Source organism: Roseateles sp. (assembly GCF_039595295.1).
In the GTDB taxonomy this organism is placed as follows: domain Bacteria; phylum Pseudomonadota; class Gammaproteobacteria; order Burkholderiales; family Burkholderiaceae_C; genus Roseateles.
On sequence record NZ_JBCNLU010000007.1, the window covers coordinates 109,832 to 135,142 of the forward strand.

Below are 25,311 nucleotides of genomic sequence, written 5' to 3' on the forward strand. Positions count from 1 at the left end.
CTCACGCGGGCAGGCGCCGCAACGTGAGCTCGAAGACCACCCCGTCCGGCAGGTTGAATGCCCGGATCGCGCCGTCCATCTTGGCCAGGTAACTGCGGGCGACGAACAGCCCCTGCCCGCGGCGCTCGCCCGAGGGCTGCGGCGCGGCATCCGAGACGCCGTACTCGAAGATCTTGTCCAGCATCGCGGGATCGATGCGCGGCCCCTGGTTGCGGATGCGCAGCAGCACCTCGCCCGGCTCGCCCGCCTCCAACGTCAGAGCAATGGGCGTTCCCACGGGTCGGTAGCGATCGGCATTGCGCAGCACGTGCGTCACCGCGTCCTCCAGCGCATAGGCCTCGGCGCGCACCATCAGCGGCTCCGGCAAGGCGGACTCGAAACGGACCTCGTCGATCCCCGCGTAATGCGCGTTGGCGGCGACCTCGCGGCAGAAGGCCGCCAGATCCAGCGCCTCGGGATGCAGGTCCGCGGACGCGAGCGCCTCGCTCGGCGGCGCGCTCCCGTAGAGCACCTTCACCGCCTGCTGCATGCGCTGCACGTAGCGGTGGCTGGGATCGTCGGCGCCGCCGTGCAGCACCATCAGCGACTGCAGCGGCGACATGATCTCGTGGCCCACCGCATGCCACATCTCGCGCTCGCGTTCGGCGCGCAGCTGCTCGCGGCGCAGGCCGTCCTTGACCCGCTGCAGCGCGTCGGCCAGCGAGCCCGCCAGAATGCCCAGCTCGTCGCCGCCGCGCAGGTCGGCCACGTCCAGCTCGCCCAGCCGCTGATCGGCGCGCGGATCCTGCATGTTGTAGGAGACCGCCGCCGCCCGCTTGGTCAGCGCCGCGATGCCGCGGATCAATCCCAGCTCCACCATCAGCCAGGCCGCCGCGATCGCCGCCAGCATCGCGCCCGCCAGCATCGCCAGCGGCCGGGCCTCCAGCGCGAGCTGCCGATCCAGGCTGCGCAGATCGCCGCGCAGCTCCAGCCGATAACGCCCGCGAGGCGTCGCGACCTCGTCCGAGGCGGTGAGCCAGCGCACCTCCACCTCGCCCCGATCCGCGCCCACGCCCTCGACCGGCAGGCGCCGGATCACGTGGATCAACCAGGGCAGCGCGCGCTCGGAGAGCTCCGGTCCGCGCCGCTCGGCGATGACCTGCGGCCGCGGGCCGGTCTTCTCGATGCGCAAGGTCTCGCCCGGCTGCAGCGCCGCGCCGATGCGATCCAGCGACAGCGCCAGCGACGCGCCCGGCCGCGTGCTGTCGAAGAGCACCGGCGCCGGCTCGCCCTCGGGCGCGGGGCCAAGCAGCTCCACCCGCACCCGCGTCTGATCCAGATCGGCGGGCGGCCAGACCGGCGGCGCGCGCTCGAACAGCGCCTCCTGGAAAGCCTCCACCGGCAGTCGCACCGAATAGAACGCATGCCGGGTGCACTCGGGGCCGCTGGTCGATTCGACGCAAGGTCCCTCGCGCCAGAGCCAGCCGCGGAACTCGCGCGAGGGCCGCGCCTTGCCGGGCAACTGCGGGCCCGCGCCGACGAAACCGGTGAGCCGGCCGCGCTGCGCGCCGTCGCGCGCGGCCATGCCCTCGAAGGGCGCGATCCAGGTCTGCGTCTGGCCGCGCATCGTCAGCGTGACCCGCATGCGGTGCACGCCGGAGAGCGCCAGCGCGCCGTGCTCGCGGCCGATCAGCGGGCCGCTCTCCAGGCTGCCGACCAGGTAGAGGAAGCCGCCCGCATAGGCGTTCGCGCCGACGGCGGCGCACAGGCTGGCGCCGTCGGGCCAGCGCAGGCCGCAGCCGGCCATCTCGACGGCGCGCTGGGCCTTGTTCTGGTCGTCGAAGTCGATAGCGGCGAAGGGCAGCAGCACCGGCGCCTGGCCGGCGCGGTCGCCCGTCGTCATCGTCGGGTTGAGCAGCGCCAGCTGGCCGCTGGGATGACGCAGCTGCAGGACGATCTCGGCCAGCGACTGGCGGAAGCCCTGCGCGTAGCGCTGGTAGGCGCGCTGCTTCTGGTCAGTGAGCACGGTGGCCACCAGGCCGACCGTCGCCAGCGCCAGCAGGAGAAAAGCCAGGTGCACGACCGCGCGGCGCCGGAACGCCGCCGGCCCCAGCCGCGGCACGGCCAGCGCGGGCAGCTCGACCGGGCCCAGTCTCATGGAACGGGCCTCGCGGGGCCGGTGGCGCTCATTGCGGGCCGGTCCAGCGGAAGCCGCGCATCGGCACGTTCTCGATCGCGTCGAAGTCGGGATCGACCTCCTTGATCGCCTCGCGCAGCGTGGAAACGTGCTTGCGCACGTTGTCGCGGGTCCGGCCGCTCTTCACGACGTCATAGAGCTCCTCATAGGACACGACTTGCGGCGCGCGCTGATGCAGCGTGGCGAGGATGCGCTGCGCGGTCAGCGGCAGGTTGATGCGCTGCCCCTTCCACAGCGGGCTGCGCTGCCACAGCGGGTCCAGCTGCAGCGCCTCCGCGGCGGGCGCCGCCGGCGCGGCCGGGGCGCGGGCGCGTGCGGCGCGCAGGATGTCCAGGAAGGTGTCGATGAACTCGGCCTCGTCGAAGGCGGTCTTCTGCAGGTAGTCCCAGGCGTCCAGCGCCTTCATGATCCCGCGATAGATGGCGGCGGGCATGGCCGACACCACCAGCACCGGCGTGCCCGCGTTCAGTTTGTTGATCGCGTTGATCAGCGCGACGCCGGCATGGCGCTCGCGGCCGAGCTCGATGTCGAGCACGACCATCTCGTAGGGCTCGCGCGCCAGGGCTGCCTCGGCGGCATCGCGGTCGAACCACTGGTCGACCTGCAGTTCGGGGCGCGCGGCGCGGATCCAGCCGGCGAGCAGCTCGCTGGTGGGGCGGTCGTCCTCGATGACGGCGACCTTGTTTCCGGGGGTGACCATGGCGCCGGATTATGGACAGCCCGCGCGGCATTGCCGCGCCTGGGCCGCGACTTCGGCCGGAAGCTTTCTTCCGGACCGTGAAGGGAGGCACCTCCGCCCGCATTGAGGCTTCCGGCCCTGGCGCCGGACCATGCGTGCCATCGCAACACCCGATCACGGGACTCCCGGAGGACCTCATGAACGACCGCCTGCAATCGATCCGCGATGCCGCCGCCCGGCTGAGGGCTCGGCTGCCCGGCTTCTCGCGTCGCGCCACCGCCAACGTGGACGCCAACGCCGATGGCGCCGGCAACGGTAGCGGCTCGCGCGGCGGCACCGACTTCGGCGCACCCATGCGCCGCGCCGGCTCCGGGCTGGTGCGCGCGCTGCCGTGGCTGGCAGGTCTGACGGCCGTGGCTGGCGCGGTGGCGCTGCTGGTGGCGCATCCTCCGATCCATGAGGTGCCGCGCGGCGAGGTCAGCCTGCGGACCAACGCGCTGACCGGCGGCCAGTCGATCGCGCATTCCGGCTCGATGCTGGCCCTGCCCGGTCTGCACGACGTGCGCGATCTGCCGCTGCGCGACCGCAGCTACCACCCGACCCGCTTCGCCCGCGCCAACGGCGAGGCGCCGCTGCAATCGGTCGAGGGCCTGTCGCTGGGTCTGGACCTGACGGTGCGCTGGGCCGTGGACGCGACGCGGCTGCCGCAGCTGGCGGCCTCGCTGCCGGAGGACATCGAGGGCGAGGTGATCGCCCCGGCCTTGCAGGGCATCGTCTATCGCCAGATCGCGACGCACACGGTACGGGAGATCTTCTCCACGCAGCGCGGCCCGATCCAGGCGGCGCTGGAGGGCGAGCTGCGCCGCAAGCTGGCCGCCGACGGCATCGTGCTGCGCGGGCTGGAGATCGGCAACGTGGACCTGCCCATGGAGTACCGCCAGGGCCTGGAGCGCCTGCTGTCCGAGGGCCTGGCCAGCGAGAAGATGCGCTACACGCTGGAGCTCAAGGAGAAGCAGGTCAAGCAGACGGAGCTCGAGGCGGCCGCCGACAAGGTGCGCCGCGAGACCGCCGCCGAGGCCGCCGCGCGCGAGCAGGTCATCGCCGCCAAGGGCCAGGAGGAGGCGATGAAGCATGTGCTGCCGTTCAAGCAGCGCCAGGTCGAGCAGCGCCAGCTGGAGGCCGAGGCCGAGCGCGTCGCCCGCGTGCGGATGGCCGAGGGCAATGCGCAGGCGCGCGGCATCGAGGCCGACGGCGAGGCCAAGGCGCGCGAGAAGCTGGCCGATGCCGAGGCCTATCGGCAGACGCGCATCGGCAAGGTCGCGGTGGAGCAGATGGCCGCCGAGGGCGCGCTGCTGAGCCGCCATCCGCTGCTGATCCAGAAGGCGATGGCGGACAAGCTGTCGGACAAGGTGCAGGTGATCATCGCGCCGCCGCCGGCGGATGGCGGGTTCATCGGCAAGACGCTGCTGGGCGGGCGTGACGCCCCCGCGGACAAACCGCAGGGCGAGGGCGAGGCGGTGCCGCAAGGCGCCGGCGCGCGATGAGCGCCACCCGCCACGACATGGCCCTGTCCATGCACCCGTCCAAGCATCCGTCCATGCGCCCGAGGAGGTCCGACATGCGCCGCCTGAAGCTCGTGATGGCCGCCGCCATCGCCGCCGTCGCCGTTCAACTGATGTGCGTCCATTCCGCCGATGCGGCGACGCCGCCGCCCCCCGCCGCTCCGCTGGTCGTCGGCGCGAGCGACGGTTCGGCACCCAAGCCGCCGATCAAGCGTGCGGCGCCCGATGAGGCCTCGGCGGGTTCACGCACGGCGATCGTGCTCTGGGACAACGTCGCGATGCGCGCGGCGGCCAAGGACTCGGCGCCCGCCCAGTCCCAGCTGTGGCGCGGCGAGGCGCTGGAGATCCGCGGCGAGCGCCCCGATCATTTCCAGGTCTACGACTACCGCCGTGAGCGCGGTGGCTTCGTCCGCAAGAGCGCTCTGCTGCCGCTGACCGGCGCGGCCGCGCAGCCCGACGCGCTGCTCGCCGCGTTGCGGGTGGTGCGGCAGCAGTCGGGCGGGGAGTCGCTCGGCATCGGGTTGGCGGCGGCCTATGTGCAGGCCGCCAGCGCCGACCAGATGAATGCCGCCACCGGCGCCGAGGCGCTCGACGCCATGGGCACGCTGGCGGAGCGCCTCGCCGATCGCGCCTCGCGCGCGCAGCCGCGCACCGATGTCGCGCCGACGCCGGCCTCGGCCGCCGCCGATGCGCAGATCGCCGCGCAACTCGACGTCGCCGCGCGCTACGGGCTGCGCTTCGTCACGCTGGAGCGCGACTCGGGCGCGGTGCAGCTCTGCTACGACGGCGCGGCGTTCCGGCGCGTGCTGGCGATGCCGGCCTCGACACCGGAGCAGAAGGCCCGGGCCGCGCTCGCACTGACGCGACAGGACTGCGTCGATCCGGCCGCGCCGCCGCCGCGCCGCGAGGCCTGGGACCAGTGGCGCGCCGACGTGCTGGACAAGGTGGATCTGAAAGATCCCGTGCTCGCCCCGCACTGGCGCAACCGCGTGCTGATGCGGCAAACGGGCGTGTGGAGCAGCCTGGCCTTCATCCGGGCGCGGCGTGCGGCGATGGGCGCCGAGATGCCGGCGAGCTTGCAGGTCGATGCGTCGTCCGCGGCCTCGCGACGCGCGCTGGAGGCCTTCACCCGGATCGTCCCGGCGGAGCTCTCGGAGGACGATCAGCCGGCCTACAACGACGCGGCCATGCGCGGCAACGCGATGCGCTGGGCGGCACTGCCGTCGGGCCCGATGACGCAGAGCTTCGGCGCGCTGAAGCTGGACGTTCAACCCGGTGAACCGGGCGAGACCTGCGTGACGCTCACGTCGGCTACGCCGGGTGCGACAGGCGTGATCAGCACGACGACCGTGCCGCTGCTGCGTCGCTGCGCATGGGGTCTGGTGAGCGCGGCCTCCGCGCGCGCCAATCGCGAGGGCAACGCGATCGCGATCGCCTCGGTCCCCGCCGACGGCTGGCGCGAGCTGTGGCTGCTGCGCCGCGGCGCCAAGGGCTGGACCTTGTCGGTGCTGCCGCCGGCGCCGGCGCAACCGGGCCTGGGCTATGCGGAGTTCGCCGGCTTCGTGCCCGGCGGCAAGGAGCTGCTGGTCGCCCGCGAGTCGCGCGCCGAAGGCCGCTATCGCAAGGCCTTCGAGCTGGTGGATCTGGACACGCTGGAGGCCCGCCGCCAAGCCGCGGAACCTGCGATGCTGGGCGCGTTTCAGCGCTGGCAGACGGCGGAGTGGAAGGCGGCGAGCTTGAGCGTGCGGTGAGGCCGAAACGCCGGACCGGCCCCCATCCGTCCGTCGTCAATCCGCCGTCAACCGCTCCAGCACCTGCCGCAGCCGCTGCGCGTCGATGGGCTTGGTCAGGAATTCGTTCATCCCGGCCGCCAGGGCCTCGTCGCGCTCCTGGACCAGCGCCGCGGCCGTCAAGGCCACGATCGGCAGCTGCTGCTGGTCGTAGCGCTGGCGCAGCTGACGCGTCGCCTCGTGGCCGCTCATGACCGGCATCTGCACGTCCATCAGCACCGCGTCGAAGGGCTTGCCCATGCTGGCCGCGGCATGCACCGCCTCCACCGCCTGGCTGCCGTCGCTGGCCTGCGAGACCTCCGCGCCCCATTGCTCCAGCATCGCCACGGCGATCATCATGTTCACCGGGTTGTCCTCGACCATCAGCACCCGGCGTCCCGTCAGCCCAGCCTCCTGTGCCGGCGCGCGGCGCTGCGCGCCCAGCGGCGTCGGCGTCGGTGCCGCCGGCAGCGGCAGCTCGGCCCAGAAGGTCGCGCCCGCGCCGGGCCGACTCTCCACGCCCACCGCGCCGCCCATCAGCGTCGCCAACTCCCGGCAGATCGACAGGCCCAGGCCCGTGCCGCCGTAGCGCCGCGTGGTCGATTCGTCCGCCTGCGTGAAGGGCTGGAACAGCCGCTCGTGCATGGCCTCGGCGATGCCCGGGCCGGTGTCGCTGACCTCGATGCGCAGATGCCGCTCGTCCTGCCGGCGCACCCGCACCGCGACCGCGCCCTGCTCGGTGAACTTCAGCGCGTTGCTCAGGTAGTTGCTCAGGATCTGGCGCGTTCGCACCGGATCGCCCACCACCCAGGCCGGCACTTCGTCCTCGACGTCGATGCTGAAGCCCAGCCCGCGCGCCTGCGCCAGCGTCAGATAGCCCATGCGCATCGTCGCCAGCATGTCGCGCAGCGCGAAGGGCACGGTCTCCAGCGTCAGCCGGCCGGCCTCGATCTTCGACAGGTCCAGGATGTCGGACATCAGGCCCGACAGGCTCTCCGCGCTGTCCAGCATCTGGTCCAGATAATGCCGCCGCGTGTCGTCGCCCAGGTCGGGCTGCTGCAGCAGCCGCGCCAGACCGACCAGACCGTTCAGCGGCGTTCGGATCTCGTGGCTGATGTTGGCCAGGAAGGCGCTCTTGGCCCGGTTGGCCGCCTGCGCCTCGTCCTTGGCCTGCGCCAGCGCCGCCTCGACGCGACGTCGCTCGGTCACGTCTTCCATGATCCAGATCGTGCCGCCGCGGCTGGGGTGATTCGGGTCCACCGCGCGCGCCAGGATCCGGCACAGGAAACGGCTGCCGTCGCGGCGCCGCATCAGGCGCTCCACCTCGACCTGCTCGCCCGCGGCCAGACGCGGCCCCAGCTCGCGGCCGACCGCCTCGTACTCCTCGACACCCGGCCAGACCACGCTGCCCGCCTGCCCGATCAGCTCGCCCGCGGGCCAGCCGAACATCTCCTCGACCAGCCGGTTGGCCTGCACGAAGCGCGCGTCGCGCGTCAGCGCGATGCCGATGGAGGCGTTCTCCAGGATCGCCGCATGGACCAGCCGGGTGCGCTCGCTGTCCGAGACGTCGCGCGAGTTCACGACCAGATAGGACATCCCGTCCATCACGAAGGGCGCCGCCGACAGCAGCATCGGGATGGGCTGGCCGGCGCGGTTGATGAAGGTCGCCGGCATGTCGCTGACGCGGCCGTGCAGGCGCAGCGCGTCGATCAGGCGCTGCCGGTCGGACTGGTCCTGCCAGATGCCGACCTCCTCGGTGCTGCGGCCCAGCACCTCGTCGGCGCCGTAACCGCTCATCTCCTCGAAGGTCTTGTTGACCATCACGTAGCGGCCGCTGGCGGTCTCGGTCAGCGTGACCACGTCGGGGCTGGTCGCGAACAGGTGCGACAGCAGCGCCTCCGAGCGCCGCAGCGCGTCCTGCGCGCGCGAGGTCTCGGTCTGGTCGATGAAGAAGGACAGCGTGGCGGCGCCGCTGGCGGCATCGACGCGCACGCTGGTGGCCTGCACCAGGCGGCGGCGGCGCGACAGCGTGCGCAGCCGGAATTCCGTCATCGGCAGCATCGCGCCGACCGGCATGGCCTCCATCTTGGCGGCGCGCTGACGGGCGCGCTCCTCGTCGCCCGGCTCGTAATGCGAGAAGAGGTCCTGGCCGATCATCGACGAGCGCTGCGTGTAGCCGAACATCGCCATCGCCGCCGGATTGGCGTCCATCACCCGGCCCCAGCGGTGCAGCACCAGCGGCGAGGGCGAGCGCCGGAACAGCTCGCGATAGCGGGTCTCGGTGGCCAGCATGGCCTGCTCGGTCTGGACCTCGTCGGTGACGTCGCGGCCCACGCCCCAGTAGCCGCGGAAGTTGCCCTTGGCGTCGAAACGCGGCTCGCCGCTGATGGAGACGTAGCGCAGCACGCCGTCCTCGCCGGCGCGGCGCATCACCAGGCCGCGGAAGGGGCGGTGCGATTCCAGGTCGGCGCGGTGGGCGTCCAGGTCCTCGTCCGAGAGGCCCAGGTGCTCGATCTCCCAGGGCGCGCGGCCCAGGCGCTCGGACGCGGACAGGCCGGAGGAACCGGGGTTGTGCTCGGCCAGATGCGTGAAGCGGAACTGGCGGTCCATCTCCCAATACCAGTCCGCCGCCATGTTGAGCAGGTGGCGGAAGCGGGCATGGCGCTCGTTGACCTCCTGCATCGCGCGGCGGATGAGCTTGGCCGTGCCCAAACCCACGACCAGGCCGGAGATCAGCAGCATCAGCTGCGTCAGCAGCCGCCCGGTGAGGCCGGCGGTGGAATGGCCGATCTGCACCCAGCCGCTGAGCTCCGCCGTCGCCAGCGCGCCCAGCGCCGCCAGGCCCAGGCCGAACAGCGACAGCCCGGCGCCCAGGCCGACCATGCCGGTGCCCAGCGCGACCATCAGCGCGATGATGCCCAGGCTGCTGGAGCTCAGCCCCAGCTGGCGCGACACCGCCACCGTCAGCGCCAGCGCGATGGACACGCACATCATGAGCATCACGCCCGCGGGTCCGCGCTCGGAGGGCAGGCGCCACAGCAGCGCGAGCCCCGACACGGTGCCGACCAGCGCGGTCAGCGGCGGCAGCCAGCCGCCCAGCGGCTCGGCGGCCGAGGCGCTGAGCGCGAGCAGGAAGCCGCTGACGGCGCACAGCACCACGCACGCGGCGATGAACAGCCGCGCCGCGCGCCATTGCAGGCCCGGAGGCAGGCGGTCGCCTGGCGACAGCTCCTGCCCCACCAGACTGCTCAGATCGTCCTGGGAAAGCTTGCTCACTCTGATGTGCCCAACTGAACGTTGTTGTCGTTCCTTGGCGTCGCGGACGCCGAGGCCGACATGGCGCTCGCGCCACGGGCCCGGCGTGCAACGTCCGGTTACGCACAGTCTCGGCGAGCGGTGGCCGTTCTGAAGGGTCGAGGAAACCCGAAACGCATGCCTCCCGACAGGCGTTCGGGGTTTCTGCCAATTAATTGGCGGCCGGAAGAGCCCCCGGCGCGAACCTCACAGACCGCCGACCGGGCGCAGCGAGTCGCGGGTCGCCAGGGCGACTTGGCGGGCCGCGGCGGCGAAGTCCTCGCCCGAGGAGGCGTACAGCACCGCGCGCGAGGAGTTGACGATGACCGTGCCGGCACCTTTGCGCCAGCCCGCAGCCACCGTCGAGGCGGCGTCGCCGCCCTGGGCGCCCACGCCCGGGATCAGCAGGGGCAACGTGGGGGCGAGCTCGCGTACACGCTCGATTTCCTTCGGATAGGTCGCGCCGACCACCAGGCCCAGCTGGCCGTTGGTGTTCCAGTCGCCCTGGGCGATGGCCGCCAGGTGCTCGAACAGGCGCGGCTGTCCCGGGACGTCGGCCAGGCGTTGCATCTGCCAGTCGTCGCCGCCGGGATTGGAGGTGCGGCACAGCAGGAAGGCGCCCTTGTCGGGATAGCGCAGGTAGGGCTCGACGCTGTCGCGGCCCATGAAGGGGGACAGCGTGACCGCGTCAGCCTGGTAGCGCTCGAAGGCCTCGCGAGCGTACTGCTCGGCGGTGGCGCCGATGTCGCCGCGCTTGGCGTCCAGGATCACCGGCACGTGCGGGGCGTTGCGCTTGATGTGGGCCATCAGCTGCTCGAGCTGGTCCTCGGCACGGTGCGCGGCGAAGTAGGCGATCTGCGGCTTGAACGAGCTGACCAGATCCTTGGTCGCATCGACGATGGCGGCGCAGAAGTCGTAGATGCGGCCGGCGTCGCCCTTCCACGGGGCGGGTAACTTGGCCGGGTCGGGGTCCAGGCCGACGCACAGCAGCGAGTCGTTCAGGCGCTCGGCGGCCTGCAGTTTCTGCATGAATTTCATGAAGGGTCCGGGCTTGGGGATGACGGGCGGGCGGGCCGCCGGGGTGCGGTATTGTCCCACCCACGCGGACGAGGACCCCGCGGGAGGCCGGGATCGATGGAAGTGCTCAGGACGGCGCGGCTGCGCCTGCGCTGGTTCGGTGTGCAGGATGCGCCCTTCGTGCGCGGTCTGCTCAACGAGCCGGCCTGGATCGCCAACATCTACGACGCGCAGGTGCGCAGCGACGAGCAGGCCGCGGCCTGGATCCGCGAGCGGCTGGAGGCGCGCTACTGGTTGCTGGGCTACGGCTTCTGGGCGGTGGAGCGGCTGGAGGACGGCGAACTGGTCGGCCTGGCCGGCGTCATCAAGCGCGAGGGTCTGGACCATCCCGACATCGGCTACGGCTTCCCGGAGCGCTTCTGGGGCCACGGCTACGCGCGGGAGGCGGCGTCCGGCACTTTCGACTACTGCCGCCAGGTGCTGGGCCTGCGCGATCTGCTGGGCACCACCTCGCCCGAGAACCACGCCTCGGGCCGCGTCCTGCTGGCCATCGGCATGAATGACGACGGCATCCAGCAGACCGACGCGCACGAGGGCCCGTCCCGCGTCTACAGCTGGCACGATCCGGCGCCGCGCTCGGACGCGGAGGACCTCGCCGCCTTGCGGCTGCGCTGGCGGGCAGCGCTCGAAGGGCCGGCGCGACCGGCGTTGACCGCCTGCGTCACGCCGCAGACGTTGGAGCGGGTGATGGCCTCGCGCACCGACCTGTCGCCCGAGGCCTTCGACCATCTGGCCCGCAGGTGGCGACCGCTGGGGGACGACCCGACGCTGCGGGCGGTGCGCACGCCGCTGGGCTGGCGGCTGGAGATCCCCGCCAATCGCGGGTGACCCCTCCGGACCTCGCCTGGAGGCGGGTGACACGCGCGTGCGTGGGCGCGCTTAAGAATCCCTGAAGGCAGCTCCCGGGCGCCTCGCCTATGCTCGTGGGATGGACATTTCTGCACAGCCGGCGGCCGCCCGCATCCTGCTCATCGAGGACGACGACCGCTTGGCGCAACTGGTCGCGGACGCGCTGGAGAAGGCCAACTACGTCGTCACCCACTGCGGCGACGGCCTGGCCGGCGAGGCGCTGATGCGCCAGGAGAGCTTCGATCTGGTGCTGCTCGACGGCCATCTGCCCGGCAAGGACGGCTTCGACGTGCTGCGCGATACGCGCCGCGATTTCGCCGGCCGCATCGTGATGCTGACCGCGCGCGACGACGACATCGATCAGGTGCTCGGCCTCGAGGGCGGCGCCGACGACTACATCACCAAACCGGTCGCCCCCCGCGTGCTGCTGGCGCGCATCAAGGCGCTGCTGCGCCGCGACGCGCTGCCCGCCGCGCAGCCGGTCGGCGAGACCCTGCACTTCGGTCCGCTGACACTGCTGCCGCAATCGCGCGAGCTGCGCGTCAACGGCGAGCCGGTGCCGTTGACCACTGCCGAGTACGAGCTGCTGAACTTCCTGGCCCATCGCGCCGGCCAGGTCGTCAGCCGCGACGACATCATGCAAGGCCTGCGCGGCCTGGAGTTCGACGGGCTGGATCGCGCCATCGACGCGCGCATCTCGCGCCTGCGCAAGAAGATCGGCGATGACGCGCAGGCCCCGGCCCGCATCAAGACGGTCCGCGGCCAGGGCTATCTGTTCGCGATCGACTGATGGCCGCCCTGTCGCTGCGCGCCTCGCTGCTGCGGATGGCGCTGGGATTGGGGCTGGGGGTGCTCGCGCTGGCGCTGCTGGTCGAGAGCCTCGTGCTGATCGGCGCCTCCGAGGTCACCGATGACTACGTGCGCAACTTCATGCGCGGCACCGTCGATCTGCTGGTGCGCGATCTCTCGCCGCTCGATCCCTCCGCCCGGCGCGAGCGGGTGCAGGAGCTCGACGCGCAGTTCGACTATCCGGTCCGCCTGATCCGCACCGATCTGGCCAAGCTCGGCGTCGATCAGCGTCATCGGCTCGCGCGCGGCGAGATCCTCGTCACCGGCTTCAACCGGCGCATCTACGCGGCGCTGCCGGGCGAGCCCGATCAGCTGCTGCTGCTCGGGCCGCTCGACTCCAAGCGCGGCGGCGAGCTGCCCAAGGAACTGGCCGCGCAGCTGGGCGTGGCGGTGGTGCTGGCGCTCGCGGTGGCGATCCTGGCCTGGTGGCAGCTGCGACCGCTGTGGCGAGATCTGCGCGGGCTGCAGCGCGCGGCGGAACGGCTCAGCGCGGGCCGGCTGGACACGGAGCTGCCGGCGCTCAAGAGTCGGCTGTTCGCACCGGTGGTGGCGGCGACGCGGGCCATGCTGGAACGACTGGCGGCGGCGATGGCGACGCAGCGCGAGCTCACCGGCGCGGTCTCGCATGAGCTGCGCACGCCGCTGGCGCGGCTGCGCTTCGCGATCGACGCGCTGGTCGACGAGGACGATCGCGCCGAGCGCGAGCGCATGGTGCAGGCCTGCGAGCGCGACATCGACGAGCTCGACGAGCTGGTCGACGCCAGCCTGACGCTGGCGCGGCTGGACATGGGCGCGCTGCAGCCGCATCTGGCGCAGGGCGACCTCGGCGACATGCTGGCGCGCGAGGCGCGTTCGCTGGCGCCGCTGCTCGACGGCAAGGCGCTGGACACGGACTTGCGGCTTCCCGCCGCGCTGCCCTTCGACGAGCGCCTGCTCCCCTATGCCATCCGCAACGGGCTGCGCAATGCGGCGCGCTATGCGAAGGGCCGGATCACGTTGTCGTCCTGGGTCGAGGCCGGTCAGCTGTGGCTGGCCATCGACGACGACGGCGAGGGCGTGCCGCCGGCGCTGCGCGAGGCGGCGTTCGAGCCCTTCAAGCGACTCGAGCGCAAGGGCCGGGGCACGCGCGGCTTCGGGCTGGGGCTGGCGATCGTGCGTCACGTCGCGCATGCGCACGGCGGTCATGCGCGCCTGGGGGAGGCGCCGCGTCTGGGCGGCGCGCGCCTGCTGCTGTACTGGCCCGTGTGAAGCTGCGTCAAGCGGGCCGGGTCCGGCTGTCATGGACCGTCACAGAAGGCCTGCACTCCGTCCACAGACGCGAGGGAACCGATTTCCCACAATGAGCTCCATGTCGAACGAAGCAGCGGTCACGGTGATCGCCGAGCCCGACGGACGACAACCTCTTGAAGGAGTTTCGAATGACCAAGAACAATCGCACCGCCCTCCTGGCCGCCGCCGCGCTGGCTCTGACCCTGGGCTCGGGTCTGGCCAAGGCCGCCGACACCCCGTATTACATCGGCGGTGACGTGGGCAAGTCCTCGCAGCGCGTGGACGGCAACGACCAGAAGCGCAGCGCCGACAGCTACAGCATCTTCGGTGGCTACAAGTTCAACGACAACTTCGCGGTCGAAGCGAATTACACCGACCTGGGCAAGATCCACTTCAACGGCATCAACGCCAAGAACAAGGTCTACTCCCTGGACGGCGTGGCCCGCGCGCCGCTGGGCGCCGGCTTCGGCGTGTACGGCAAGGTCGGTATCGCCTACGCCGACCGCAAGTTCGACAGCGGCCTGGGCAGCGAGCACAAGACCGGCCTGAAGCTGGGCGTGGGCGTGGACTACGCGCTGACCAAGAACGTGTCGCTGCGCGCCGAGGCCACCCGCTTCAACAACATGCCTGACGCCAACGGCTTCAACAAGAAGACCGACCGTCTGGGCGTGGGCCTGGCCTACCAGTTCTGATCGACCGATGACCGGTTACGGCGTCCTGACCAGACGCCGGGTGCCTTCCGGGAGCTCCTGAGCGACACCCGATACCCCCGATGCCGGAAGGCGCACAGGGCGATGCAGCGATGCATCGCCCTTTTTTCATTGCGAAGGCCCGCAGCGCCACGGGCGAAGGGGCCTGGGGAATAATCGACGTCTGTCCGCCCGCAGCGCCGCTCAAGAGGTTGTACGCGAGGGCTTGAGAAGGGGCCTCTACTCCCAGGCCCGACGACATCACCGACACGCCCCTTCCATCGATCAGTCCGAGATCAAGATGCCCGCATATCGTTCCAAGACCTCCACCTCCGGCCGCAACATGGCGGGCGCGCGCTCGCTGTGGCGCGCCACCGGCATGAAAGATGACGACTTCTCCAAACCCATCATTGCGGTGGTCAACTCGTTCACGCAGTTCGTGCCCGGCCACGTCCACCTGAAAGACCTGGGCCAGCTGGTTGCCCGCGAGATCGAGGCCGCCGGCGGCGTCGCCAAGGAATTCAACACCATCGCCGTCGACGACGGCATCGCGATGGGTCATGACGGCATGCTGTATTCGCTGCCCAGCCGCGACATCATCGCGGACTCGGTCGAGTACATGGTCAACGCCCACTGCGCCGACGCGATGGTGTGCATCTCCAACTGCGACAAGATCACCCCGGGGATGCTGATGGCCGCGATGCGGCTGAACATTCCGGTGGTCTTCGTCTCGGGCGGCCCGATGGAGGCCGGCAAGACGCGCCTGGCCAACCCGGTCACGCAGAAGATCGAGATCAAGAAGCTGGACCTGATCGACGCCATGGTCGCGGCGGCCGATCCGAAGTACTCGGATGCGGACGTCGCCGAGATCGAGCGTTCCGCCTGCCCGACCTGCGGCTCCTGCTCGGGCATGTTCACCGCCAACTCGATGAACTGCCTGACCGAGGCGCTGGGCTTGTCGCTGCCAGGCAACGGCACGGTGGTAGCGACGCACGCCGACCGCGAGCAGCTGTTCAAGCGCGCCGGTCATCTGATCGTCGATCTGGCCCGGCGCTATTACGAGCAGGACGAGGAACGCATCCTCCCGCGCGCCGTCGGCTTCAAGGCCTTCGAGAACGCGATGACGCTGGACATCGCGATGGGCGGCTCGACCAACACCATCCTGCACCTGCTGGCGATCGCGCTGGAGGCGGAGATCGACTTCACGATGGAGGACATCGACCGCCTGTCGCGCGTCGTCCCTCAGCTGTGCAAGGTCGCGCCCAACACGAACAAGTACCACATCGAGGACGTGCACCGCGCCGGCGGCATCATGGCCATCCTGGGCGAGCTGGACCGCGCGGGCAAGCTGCACACGGATGTGCCGACGGTGCATGCGCCGTCGCTGAAGGACGCGCTGGACCAGTGGGACATCGTCCGCACGCAAGACGAGGCGGTGCGCAAGTTCTACATGGCCGGCCCGGCCGGCATCCCCACGCAGGTCGCGTTCAGCCAAGACACGCGCTGGCCGTCGCTGGATCTGGATCGGGCAGAGGGCTGCATCCGCTCGTATGACCACGCGTTCTCGAAAGAAGGCGGGCTGGCCGTGCTGACCGGCAACATCGCGCGCAACGGCTGCGTGGTGAAGACCGCGGGCGTGGACGACAGCATCCTGGTCTTCGAAGGCAATGCGCATGTGACCGAGTCGCAGGACGAGGCGGTCGAGAACATCCTGGCCGACAAGGTCAAGGCCGGGGATGTGGTCGTGGTGCGCTATGAAGGGCCGAAGGGCGGGCCGGGCATGCAGGAGATGCTGTACCCGACGAGCTACATCAAGTCCAAGGGCCTGGGCAAGGCCTGCGCGCTGCTGACGGACGGCCGGTTCTCGGGCGGGACCTCGGGGCTGTCGATCGGACACTGCTCGCCGGAAGCGGCGGCGGGAGGCGCGATCGGGTTGGTCCGCAATGGGGATCGGATCCGCATCGACATTCCGAATCGGACCATCGACGTGCTGGTGTCGGATGAGGAGTTGGCGCGCCGTCGCGCGGAGCAGGATGCGAAGGGCTGGAAGCCTGAGCAGCCGCGGCCGCGCAAGGTCTCGGCGGCGCTGAAGGCTTATGCGAAGCTGGTGATGTCGGCGGACAAGGGCGCGGTGCGGGATCTGTCGCAGCTCGATTGAGCCCCTGCTCCTCTCTTGCTCCCTCTCCCGCTTGCGGGAGAGGGCGGGGGAGAGGGTCTTCTGTCTCTCAATCCAACGTCACCTCCGTCCGCACCGTCCCCGCCCGATCCGCCCACGCGACCAAGCTCAGCCGAGTCCCCTGCGGCGCTCGCACCACCCACTCCCCATACGCGCGATCCCCGGTGATGTCCCGCTCCGGCAGGAAGGCCAGCTGCGTCTGCTTCGGCGCATGGCCTTCCAGCTGAGGCCCTTCCATCCGCGGCTTGCCGCTGATCAGCCCCACCTCCGGATCCACCGGCAGGAAGATCTCGAACATCACCCCGCGCACCTGGTCCCGCGCCAGTGCCTGCTTGGTCACGTAGGCCGGCAGCCAACCGCTGTTGCCCACCGCCATCCGCACCCGCCACGTATCCGGCCCGAGCGCCCGCACCTCCGTGCGCAGCAGCTCCAGCTTGGGCAGGCTCAGCGCGATCTGATTCATCCAGGCCGGGAAACGCGCCGCTTCGCGCTCACGCAGATGCGGCGGCGGGTTGCGCCAGTAGTTCATCTTGTCCCAGCCGCCGATCTCCACCTCGCCCAGCTGCGGATGCTTGAACGCCGTCCACGCCACATGCGCGTTGCCGCCGCAATGCTCGTCGCTCCACTTGAGCAGCTTGAGGTCGTCCTCGACCGGGTGATCGCGGAACCAGTCGATCCACTTGTAGCCCTCGATCCCCGCTTCCTTGTTCGGGGACCACAGCTCCACTACCCAGAACAGCGCGCCCAGGTGCTCATAGACCCAGTCCTGCGTGCCGGTGATGACTTCCTTGGGGTGGTACTTGAACTCGTGCCAGATGCTCACCGACGGGTAGCCGGTGTGCTGCTCGCCCAACTTTGAGAAGCGCTTGAAGGTCCACAGGTCCTCGGGCGCCATGTCGTCGTCGCCGCGCGTGCCGCAGGGGCGCAGGATCACACCGCTGTGGGTGTGGAAGCTGATCGCCGCGCCGATGTTGGGATGGCCGATCATGAAATCCACCATCGCCCGCACCTCGGGCTCGCTGGTGGGATAGGGGCCGGCGCCGACCTGCTCGAACTCCTGCCGCCAGCCGGCCGGGAAATTGCGGTTCAGGTCCAGGCCTTCGCTGTCCTTGTTGACCTTGACGGTCAGCCCGTCGTGGTTGATGACCAGACCCTCGGGCATCAGGCGGTAGTACTCGCCGCCGAACTCGCCAGGCTCGCGCGGCACCATCAGGCGCGGATCGGCGGCGTGTTTCTTGAAGCCGCCGTGCGGGTCGGGGACGCGCATCGTCAGAATGCGGCCGTCACCATCGATGTCCTCGACGCTCAGGCCCTCGACCGGCTCCTCGTCGAAAGGATAGGGGCGCGTCGACGAGCGGATGTGGCGCGGCCGGTCCGCCAGCGCCAGCTCGGCGCCGTCGGGGTTCAGGCGCGGGACCAGATAGATCGTGCGGGTGTCCAGCAGATGCGTGGCCTGCGGATCGCTGCCGTACTTGCTGACCAGGTCGTGCAGGTAATACAGCGCGGTGGTGCAGGCGGTGAGCTCGGCGGCGTGAATGTTGCCGTCGACCCAGAACGCCGGCTTGTCGACGTCCGCGCCCGTGGCGGTGTTGGTCAGGATGACGACCCAGATCTCGCGGCCCTCGAAGCTCTGGCCGATGGAGCGCACCGAGACCAGGTTGGGGCAGGCTTCCGCGTAGCCGAACAGCAACTGCGTCAAGGCCTCGTAGCGAGGGAATTCGTCGAAGCGTGGACGGGGCAGCGTCGGGGTGGGCGCGGCGGGCGGGAGAGCGGTCATGGGCGTCCCTGCGGGCGGGTTGGGTGCGGACGATTGTGCATGCCCAGGCCCCTGCGACCGAGAGGCCTCTCCAATGGGTGACAGCGCGTTAACCCTGAGACCGGTTAAATTGGCGCCCTTGCGGCGCGCGCCTCGCATGAACAAGGGCGCGGATCGCACGGTTTGAGGACATGACTTGGCGGGCGATCCGAGCCGGACGCCCGTGACGCATTCTGGAGATGGCTGTGAATCACTGCGAGAAGATCCCGCTAGGGACGCAAGGGGCGACCGATTGGGAAGTGGTGCATCTGCCGTCTAGCCTGGGAGATTTTCAGGCCCGCGCCTTCCGCAGCCCGACGACGGGCTCGGAACATCTGGTGCTGTCGGTCGGACCGCTGCAGGCGCGCGGCGGCTTGCTGCGCGTGCACAGCGAGTGCCTGACCGGCGACGTGTTCCAGTCCCTGCGCTGCGACTGCGGTCCGCAGCTGCAGGAGGCGCTGGCGTTGCTCAAGGATGAGGGCGGCATCGTCATCTACATGCGGGGTCATGAGGGGCGAGGCATCGGCCTGGTGGAGAAGCTGCGCGCCTATGCGTTGCAGGAAGCCGGCGTGGACACCATCGATGCCAACTTGCAGCTGGGCCATGCCGAGGACGCGCGCGATTACGCCGACGCCATCGACATCCTGTGCATGCTGGGCGTGCAGAGCGTCCGGCTGATCACGAACAACCCGCAGAAGCGCGACGCGCTGGTGCAGGGCGGGATCGAGGTCGAGGCGCTGGTGCCGCTGCTGATCCCGGCCAACCCGCACAATGAGCGCTACCTCGAGACCAAGCGCAAGCGGATGGGGCATTACCTGGGCTGAGCCGGGCCCCTGGGACAGGGACGGGGATGGCCGGAGTTTCAGGCATCCCGTTTGCCGAATGCGTTGCGAGCACCACGCCATCCGGGAAGCCGGTGGCGGGGTTTCCCCTGCCCCGACCTCATGCCGCCCGCCATGTCCCCCGACCGCCTTCAGGCGCTTCTCGTCGAAGACCACGCCGACTCGCTGGAGTTCCTGACCGCACTGCTGGACGCGTGGGGGTGCGAGGTGCGGGGTTGCCGCAGCGCGCAGGACGCGCTCGATCTCCTGGACACTTGGTCACCGCAGGTGCTGATCACCGACATCAACATGCCAGGCATGGACGGCCGCGAGTTTGCGCGCCGGGTGCGGAGCGCTTACGGCCAGCAAGTGGTGATCGTGGCGGTCAGCGGCGAGGGTTTCAACCGCGGCCCGCAGGACGATGACGACGAGTTCTTCGACCACTACTTCGCCAAGCCCATCGATCTGAACGGGCTGGGGAAGTTGCTGGGGGTGGAGACGCGCTGAGCGCTGCTCCCTCAGCCCCAGGTCTCCCGAAGCAGATCCCGGAACAGCGCCGACAGCAAGGGCTCGACCTCTGTCCGCGCCGCGCGGACGGGCGCGACACCCTCAAGCCGAGACAGCTCGCGTTCGATGAAGCGCTGGATTGGCTCGACTTGGGGCGACAGGCCGAGTTCCGGCGTCCTGCGCTTGAGTTCCAACAAGTCGTCGATGGCAGAAAACAGCCCCGGCTCGTCGTCGACGGTATGAAGCAGTCTTTGGAACTCGATCGGCGCGGGTTCCCGCTCTCGCTCCAGCCAGCGGACCGACAGCAAGGGTCGCAACACGTAGAAGTACTTCTTCAGAGGCACTCGCTCCGCTTGGAGATAGCCACGGAAATTGGTCTTGGCCATGCTCCGGTAATTCGTGCTCCGTCTGAGCGGCCTGAAGCCGCGTCTGGATCTCCAAGCGCGCCTCTCGCGGGATGGGATCTGGGGTCGTGTCGGTTTCGATTTTCATCACCTTCGTTTCAACAATCGTTTCATCCCCGGAAAGCACCGGCCGATATCTGCGCGGCGCCGCGATTGACAGGCGCGCCCAGAATCGTTTCATGCCCATCGACCTCGAACATCGCCTTCGCACCCACGCCCCCCTGCGGGCTGGACGCTTGGCCGAGCTCCTCGGCATCAGTCGACCGACATTGTCGCGGGCCGTACGGGCCGCGAGCGAATCCCTGATCGTTCGCGGGCAGGCGCGCCGGAGGACCTACGCCGCTCGCCGGCCGCTACGCGGCGCCGGCTCATCACTCCCTGTCTTCGAGATCGACCCGTCCGGCAATCTCCGCGACGTGGCGCGCCTCGACCTCGTGTACCCGGAGGGCTCGGCCATGCGCTATCTCGACGCCTTCGCGTGGCCCATGGACGTGGCCATGCGCGATGGCTGGTTCGAAGGCCTGCCCTATCCGATGCAAGACATGCGTCCCCAGGGATTCCTCGGCAGAAACCTCGCCAAGCACTACGCACCGATGCTGCAGGTCGGGAACGATCCGACGGCTTGGTCTGACGATGACGCGCTCCATGTGATGACGCTGCTGGGCGACGACACACCCGGCAACCTGCTGGTCGGAGAGCCCGCCTGCCGCCGATGGCTCGATCGCCTCCGTCGTATCACCGCGCATGGTCCCGAGGCCGTGCCCGACGACGCGCTCGATTCGGCCTTTCCCACCAAGGCGTCGCTCGTGATGATGGATGGCCTGCCCGACTCCTCCGCAGGCGGCGAATTCCCGAAGTTCACTGCACTCCGCCAGCTCGCCGATGGCACGCATCAGCATGTGATCGTGAAGTTCTCCGGCTCGGACGACGCGCCCGGCACGCGCCGCTGGTCCGACCTCCTCATCTGCGAGCACCTCGCCGGCCGCATCCTGAGCGCGCATCTGGACATCCCCGCCGCGGCTTCGCGCATCCACCAGCACGGCGGCCGCACCTTCCTGGAGGTCGATCGATTCGACCGACACGGCGTCCTGGGCCGATCGCCGCTGATCTCGTGGTTCACGCTCAACGCGACGATGGTGGGCAGCGCCGGCCGCCCATGGCATGAAGCGGCTAGGCCGCTCCAAGCACTCGGCTGGCTGCGCGCACAAGACCTGGCCCTCATCCAACACGCATGGCACTTCGGCGAGCTGATCGCCAACACCGACATGCACGACGGCAATCTGTCGCTGCGCCCGGTCACGCGGGCCGACGGCTCGATCGGCTTCGCGCCCGCGCCGATCTACGACATGCTACCGATGGTCTACGCCCCGATGCGCGGCATGGAGCTACCGCCGCGCGACTTCCGCCCCAAGCTGCCGATGCCCGCGGACGTGACGTCCTGGGGCGCAGCCGCCATCGCGGCCGTCGCCTTCTGGCGCTCCGCCGCCAACGACACCCGCATCAGCGCCGCCTTCCGCGCCATCGCCGAGCGCAACGCCGCGCACCTCACCCAGCTGCTCTGACCCGCGCACACGCTTCGGGAATGAGGGTTGGCCCCATACCCCCACGGGGTATACACTCCGCCCCTTCCCTCATACCCCCAGCCGGTATCCGCCATGCCCCATTCCCCGCAGGCCAAGAAGAAGGCGCTCACCCGCGTGAAGCGCATCCTGGGCCAGACCGAGGCGCTGCAGCGCGCGCTCGAGGACGGCGCCGACTGCGCGCCGGTGCTGGTGCAGATCGCCGCGATCCGGGGAGCCGTCAACGGCTTGATGTCCGAGATCCTGGAGTCCTACATTCAGGAGGAGCTCGGCGCCGTCGCGGATGAGGAGGGTCGGTCCGCCCGGCTCGCGCAGGACATGACCGCGCTCGTGCGCACCTATCTGAAGTAGCCCTCGCTTCATTCCATCACCGTCACACGCTCGCACACGAGCCCCGTCACAAGGAGTCCCCCCATGAAGTCCCGTGCCGCCGTCGCCTTCGAAGCCGGAAAGCCATTGCAGATCGTCGAGATCGACGTCGCCCCGCCCCGCAAGGGCGAGGTGCTGGTGAAGATCACCCACACCGGTGTGTGCCACACCGACGCGTTCACGCTCAGCGGCGACGATCCCGAGGGCCTGTTCCCGGCGGTGCTCGGCCATGAGGGCGCGGGCATCGTCGTCGAGGTCGGCGAGGGCGTCACCAGCGTCAAGCCCGGCGACCACGTGATCCCGCTCTACACCGCCGAATGCGGCGAGTGCCTGTTCTGCAAGTCCGGCAAGACCAACCTGTGCGTGGCCGTGCGCGCCACGCAGGGCAAGGGCGTGATGCCTGACGGCACCACGCGCTTCAGCTACAACGGCCAACCCATCTATCACTACATGGGCTGCTCGACCTTCAGCGAGTACACCGTGGTGGCCGAGGTCTCGCTCGCCAAGATCAATCCGGACGCCAACCCCGAGCAGGTCTGCCTGCTGGGCTGCGGTGTGACGACCGGCTTGGGCGCGGTGAAGAACACCGCCAAGGTACAGCCGGGCGACAGCGTCGCGGTCTTCGGTCTGGGCGGCATCGGCTTGGCGGTGATCCAGGGGGCGAAGCTCGCCAAGGCCGGCCGCATCATCGCGATCGACACCAACCCGTCCAAGTTCGAGCTGGCCAAGGTCTTCGGCGCGACGGACTTCGTGAACCCCAAGGATCACGACAAGCCGATCCAGCAGGTCATCGTCGAGATGACGACCTGGGGCGTGGACCACACCTTCGAATGCATCGGCAACGTCAACGTGATGCGCGCCGCGCTGGAGTGCGCGCACCGCGGCTGGGGCCAGTCCATCGTCATCGGCGTGGCGGGCTCGGGCCAGGAGATCTCGACGCGTCCGTTCCAGCTGGTGACGGGCCGCAGCTGGAAGGGCACGGCCTTCGGCGGCGTGAAGGGCCGCTCGCAGCTGCCGGGCATGGTCGAGGACGCGATGCGCGGCGACATCCAGCTCGCGCCCTTCGTCACCCACACCATGCCGCTCACCGACATCAACGAGGCCTTCGACCTGATGCATGAAGGCAAGTCGATTCGGAGCGTGGTGCACTATTGATCGACCGGTCGCCCCTGATCGGACAAGCGGCTGATCGGCAGATCCGCTGAATCGCTGAATCGCTGAGCCACCGATCGGAGGCCCAAACGAAGAATGCCCGGCACGAGCCGGGCATTTCTCTTTGCGGGAACCGCGAGGCCGCTGGGATCAACGCGCCGCCACATCCTCATTGGCCGCGCCCTTGGCGCCCTTTCCCTCCTGCGCCGCGTACTGGGCCACCAGCATCGCGAATCGCGGCGACGCCTTCAGCGCGTCGTAGCGGGCCTGCGCCTGCGCGCGGCGGCCGTTCTCGAAGCTGAGGCCTTCCGGGCGATCCGCCTCGGCCAGGCCGGATTCGCGATAGATCTGCAGGTCGGCCAGGACTTGCGCGCGGGTGACGACGGGGTGCGAGGTCGGCGCGGACTGCGCCGCGGCGGGCATCGCGACGGCGCCGAGCGCGGCGGCGATCAGCGTGGCGGAGAACAGGGCGGTGGACAGGGACTTGGACATGAGAAGCTCCTTGAACAGGTGGTGATTGCGTGGAATGAATTTGATGCCTCGGAGGTATCCGGCATTTGTCATCCACCCGTCCGTTCGCATGAGCCTGTATGGCCCGCGCCTGTCGACACACAGTCATACAAACGCGTCGTCCATGAGCCGGCGACTCGCCCTTCAGACCCGGTTGGCGCGCGCCTCCAGCAGCGCCTCGATCGCCCGCCTCACGCCCGCGCCATAGGCCGGATCCGCCTGCGTGCAGTTGCCGATGTGGCGCTCCCGCACCTCGTCGCTCGCGCCGTGGATGGCGCGGGCGGTGTTCTCGAAAAGCACCTGCCGCTGCGCCTCGCTCATCAGCTGGAACAGCCGCCCCGGCTGGCTGAAGTAGTCGTCATCGAGGCGATGGTCCCAATGCGCGGCCGCGCCGTCGATGGCCAGCGGCGGCTCGTGCAGCTGCGGGTGGTCGGCCCAGTCGCCGCGGCTGTTGGGCACGATGGCCGGCACGCCGCCGGCGTTGCCGTCCACGCGCATGGCGCCGTCGCGGTGATAGCTGTGGAAAGGGCACTTGGGCGCATTGACCGGGATCTGGTGATGATTCACGCCCAGCCGGTAGCGCTGCGCGTCGCCGTAACTGAACAGCCGGGCCTGCAGCATCTTGTCCGGCGAGAAGCCGATTCCCGGCACCACCTGCGCCGGCGAGAACGCCGCCTGCTCCACCTCGGCGAAGTAGTTCTCGGGATTGCGGTTGAGCTCCAGCTCGCCGACCTCGATCAGCGGCGCGTCCTCGTGCAGCCAGACCTTGGTCAGGTCGAAGGGGTTGTAGGGGAGCGCGCGGGCCTGCGCCTCGCTCAGCACCTGCACGTAGAGCGTCCAGCGCGGGAAGTCGCCGCGCTCGATGGCGTCGAAGAGATCGCGCTGCGCACTCTCCCGATCCCCGGCGATGAGCTGACCGGCGGCCTCGTCGCTCAGGTTGCGGATGCCCTGCTTCGTCTTGAAGCTGAACTTCACCCAATGCCGCTCGTTGGCCGCATTGATGAAGCTGAAGGTGTGGCTGCCGAAGCCGTTCATGTGGCGGTAGCCGTCGGGCAGGCCGCGATCGCTCATGACGATGGTGACCTGATGGAGGGCCTCGGGCAGCAGGGTCCAGAAATCCCAGTTGTTCTGCGCGCTGCGCAGGTTGGTGCGGGGGTCGCGCTTGACCGCGTGATTCAGGTCGGGGAAGCGCAGCGGATCGCGCAGGAAGAAGACCGGCGTGTTGTTGCCCACCAGGTCCCAGTTGCCATCCTCGGTATAGAACTTGACGGCGAAGCCGCGGATGTCGCGCTCGGCATCGGCCGCGCCGCGCTCGCCGGCCACCGTGGAGAAGCGCAGGAACACATCGGTCGTCTTGCCGACTTGCGAGAACAGCTTGGCCCGCGTGTAGCGCGTGATGTCGTGCGTCACCCTGAAGCGGCCATAGGCGCCCGATCCCTTGGCATGCATGCGGCGTTCGGGGATGACCTCGCGGTCGAAGTGGGCGAGCTTCTCCAGCAGCCAGACGTCCTGCAGGAGCGCGGGGCCGCGTGGGCCTGCGGTCTGGATGTTGAGGTTGTCGACGACGGGCGCGCCGCTGGCGTGGCTGATCGGACGGGTCATGGCGGATCCTTGGCGGTGAGAGCGGAGAGCGATCGCGAGGGCGATCGATCCGTTCACTGTCCGTCAGGCCGGGGCGGCTGTGCTCGCCCGATCGGGCGAGGGGGAGGCCTCATGAATGGGATGGGGACGTAGACCCTTCGGTTCAGGCAAGTTCTTGTCTTTGCATTCACGCGGCCTGGTTG

At 69.8% G+C, this 25,311-nt stretch carries 20 protein-coding genes; 12 read left to right on the forward strand and 8 right to left on the reverse strand.

The window, feature by feature from the left end; translation table 11 throughout:
* Nucleotide 1: 1 nt before the first annotated feature.
* Together ABDW59_RS07700 and ABDW59_RS07705 are read right to left on the reverse strand one after the other, a co-directional pair.
* Entirely contained in the window at nt 2-2,137 is a 2,136-nt protein-coding gene (locus tag ABDW59_RS07700) for a HAMP domain-containing sensor histidine kinase (RefSeq protein WP_343629013.1), read from the reverse strand.
* A 28-nt stretch (nt 2,138-2,165) separates the two neighbouring features.
* Nucleotides 2,166-2,876: a response regulator gene (locus ABDW59_RS07705; protein WP_343629015.1), complete on the reverse strand. Its 711-nt coding sequence runs from the start codon at nt 2,874-2,876 to the stop codon at nt 2,166-2,168.
* Nucleotides 2,877-3,052: 176 nt separating this feature from the next.
* Between ABDW59_RS07705 and ABDW59_RS07710 the strand changes: the two genes are divergently transcribed.
* Nucleotides 3,053-4,399 carry an SPFH domain-containing protein gene (locus ABDW59_RS07710; RefSeq protein WP_343629016.1) on the forward strand — a complete coding sequence of 449 codons (1,347 nt, stop codon included), beginning with the start codon at nt 3,053-3,055 and terminating at the stop codon, nt 4,397-4,399.
* A gap of 74 nt (nt 4,400-4,473) precedes the next feature.
* Nucleotides 4,474-6,168, forward strand: coding sequence for a hypothetical protein (locus ABDW59_RS07715; RefSeq protein ID WP_343629017.1), 1,695 nt, complete (start codon nt 4,474-4,476; stop codon nt 6,166-6,168).
* Between the two features lie 36 nt (nt 6,169-6,204).
* Here the strand turns inward: ABDW59_RS07715 and ABDW59_RS07720 are convergent, their stop codons facing one another.
* Complete coding sequence (locus ABDW59_RS07720; RefSeq protein WP_343629018.1) at nt 6,205-9,462, reverse strand: PAS domain S-box protein; 3,258 nt, start codon at nt 9,460-9,462, stop codon at nt 6,205-6,207.
* 225 nt (nt 9,463-9,687) lie between these two features.
* Nucleotides 9,688-10,518: an orotidine-5'-phosphate decarboxylase gene (pyrF, locus tag ABDW59_RS07725; RefSeq protein WP_343629019.1), complete on the reverse strand. Its 831-nt coding sequence runs from the start codon at nt 10,516-10,518 to the stop codon at nt 9,688-9,690.
* A gap of 96 nt (nt 10,519-10,614) precedes the next feature.
* Between pyrF and ABDW59_RS07730 the strand changes: the two genes are divergently transcribed.
* The 5 genes from ABDW59_RS07730 (at nt 10,615) to ilvD (ending at nt 16,371) form a co-directional block, all read left to right on the forward strand.
* Nucleotides 10,615-11,385, forward strand: coding sequence for a GNAT family N-acetyltransferase (locus tag ABDW59_RS07730; RefSeq protein ID WP_343629020.1), 771 nt, complete (start codon nt 10,615-10,617; stop codon nt 11,383-11,385).
* Nucleotides 11,386-11,485: 100 nt separating this feature from the next.
* A complete protein-coding gene (locus ABDW59_RS07735; protein ID WP_343629021.1) occupies nt 11,486-12,196 on the forward strand; it encodes a response regulator transcription factor in 711 nt (236 codons plus the stop codon).
* Nucleotides 12,196-13,503, forward strand: coding sequence for an ATP-binding protein (locus ABDW59_RS07740; RefSeq protein WP_343629022.1), 1,308 nt, complete (start codon nt 12,196-12,198; stop codon nt 13,501-13,503). The genes ABDW59_RS07735 and ABDW59_RS07740 overlap by 1 nt, the downstream gene beginning before the upstream one ends.
* Before the next feature lie 170 nt (nt 13,504-13,673).
* Nucleotides 13,674-14,216 carry an outer membrane beta-barrel protein gene (locus ABDW59_RS07745; RefSeq protein WP_343629023.1) on the forward strand — a complete coding sequence of 181 codons (543 nt, stop codon included), beginning with the start codon at nt 13,674-13,676 and terminating at the stop codon, nt 14,214-14,216.
* A gap of 298 nt (nt 14,217-14,514) precedes the next feature.
* Nucleotides 14,515-16,371: a dihydroxy-acid dehydratase gene (gene ilvD, locus ABDW59_RS07750; protein ID WP_343629024.1), complete on the forward strand. Its 1,857-nt coding sequence runs from the start codon at nt 14,515-14,517 to the stop codon at nt 16,369-16,371.
* Between the two features lie 67 nt (nt 16,372-16,438).
* Here the strand turns inward: ilvD and ABDW59_RS07755 are convergent, their stop codons facing one another.
* A complete protein-coding gene (locus tag ABDW59_RS07755; protein WP_343629025.1) occupies nt 16,439-18,166 on the reverse strand; it encodes a M14 family metallopeptidase in 1,728 nt (575 codons plus the stop codon).
* A gap of 218 nt (nt 18,167-18,384) precedes the next feature.
* On the opposite strand from ABDW59_RS07755, the gene ribA reads away from it, so the two are divergent.
* Together ribA and ABDW59_RS07765 are read left to right on the forward strand one after the other, a co-directional pair.
* Nucleotides 18,385-19,008 carry a GTP cyclohydrolase II gene (ribA, locus tag ABDW59_RS07760; RefSeq protein WP_343629026.1) on the forward strand — a complete coding sequence of 208 codons (624 nt, stop codon included), beginning with the start codon at nt 18,385-18,387 and terminating at the stop codon, nt 19,006-19,008.
* 132 nt (nt 19,009-19,140) lie between these two features.
* Complete coding sequence (locus ABDW59_RS07765) at nt 19,141-19,512, forward strand: response regulator (RefSeq protein WP_343629027.1); 372 nt, start codon at nt 19,141-19,143, stop codon at nt 19,510-19,512.
* An 11-nt stretch (nt 19,513-19,523) separates the two neighbouring features.
* Here ABDW59_RS07765 and ABDW59_RS07770 read toward each other — a convergent pair whose 3' ends face one another.
* Nucleotides 19,524-19,976, reverse strand: a complete 453-nt coding sequence (locus ABDW59_RS07770) for a nucleotidyltransferase domain-containing protein (protein ID WP_343629122.1) — start codon at nt 19,974-19,976, stop codon at nt 19,524-19,526.
* A gap of 8 nt (nt 19,977-19,984) precedes the next feature.
* Here ABDW59_RS07770 and yjjJ point away from each other — a divergent pair, with 8 nt between their 5' ends.
* From yjjJ to ABDW59_RS07785, 3 genes are all read left to right on the forward strand, one after another.
* Nucleotides 19,985-21,478: a type II toxin-antitoxin system HipA family toxin YjjJ gene (gene yjjJ, locus ABDW59_RS07775; RefSeq protein WP_343629028.1), complete on the forward strand. Its 1,494-nt coding sequence runs from the start codon at nt 19,985-19,987 to the stop codon at nt 21,476-21,478.
* A gap of 93 nt (nt 21,479-21,571) precedes the next feature.
* Nucleotides 21,572-21,847 (forward strand): metal/formaldehyde-sensitive transcriptional repressor, encoded by a 276-nt coding sequence (locus ABDW59_RS07780; RefSeq protein ID WP_343629030.1) that lies wholly within the window; start codon nt 21,572-21,574, stop codon nt 21,845-21,847.
* 63 nt (nt 21,848-21,910) lie between these two features.
* Complete coding sequence (locus ABDW59_RS07785) at nt 21,911-23,020, forward strand: S-(hydroxymethyl)glutathione dehydrogenase/class III alcohol dehydrogenase (RefSeq protein ID WP_343629031.1); 1,110 nt, start codon at nt 21,911-21,913, stop codon at nt 23,018-23,020.
* A gap of 147 nt (nt 23,021-23,167) precedes the next feature.
* Here the strand turns inward: ABDW59_RS07785 and ABDW59_RS07790 are convergent, their stop codons facing one another.
* Entirely contained in the window at nt 23,168-23,509 is a 342-nt protein-coding gene (locus ABDW59_RS07790) for a DUF4148 domain-containing protein (RefSeq protein WP_343629032.1), read from the reverse strand.
* 162 nt (nt 23,510-23,671) lie between these two features.
* The gene (locus tag ABDW59_RS07795) at nt 23,672-25,129 is read right to left on the reverse strand and encodes a catalase (protein ID WP_343629033.1); all 1,458 of its coding nucleotides are present in this window, start codon (nt 25,127-25,129) and stop codon (nt 23,672-23,674) included.
* Between the last annotated feature and the right edge of the window lie 182 nt (nt 25,130-25,311).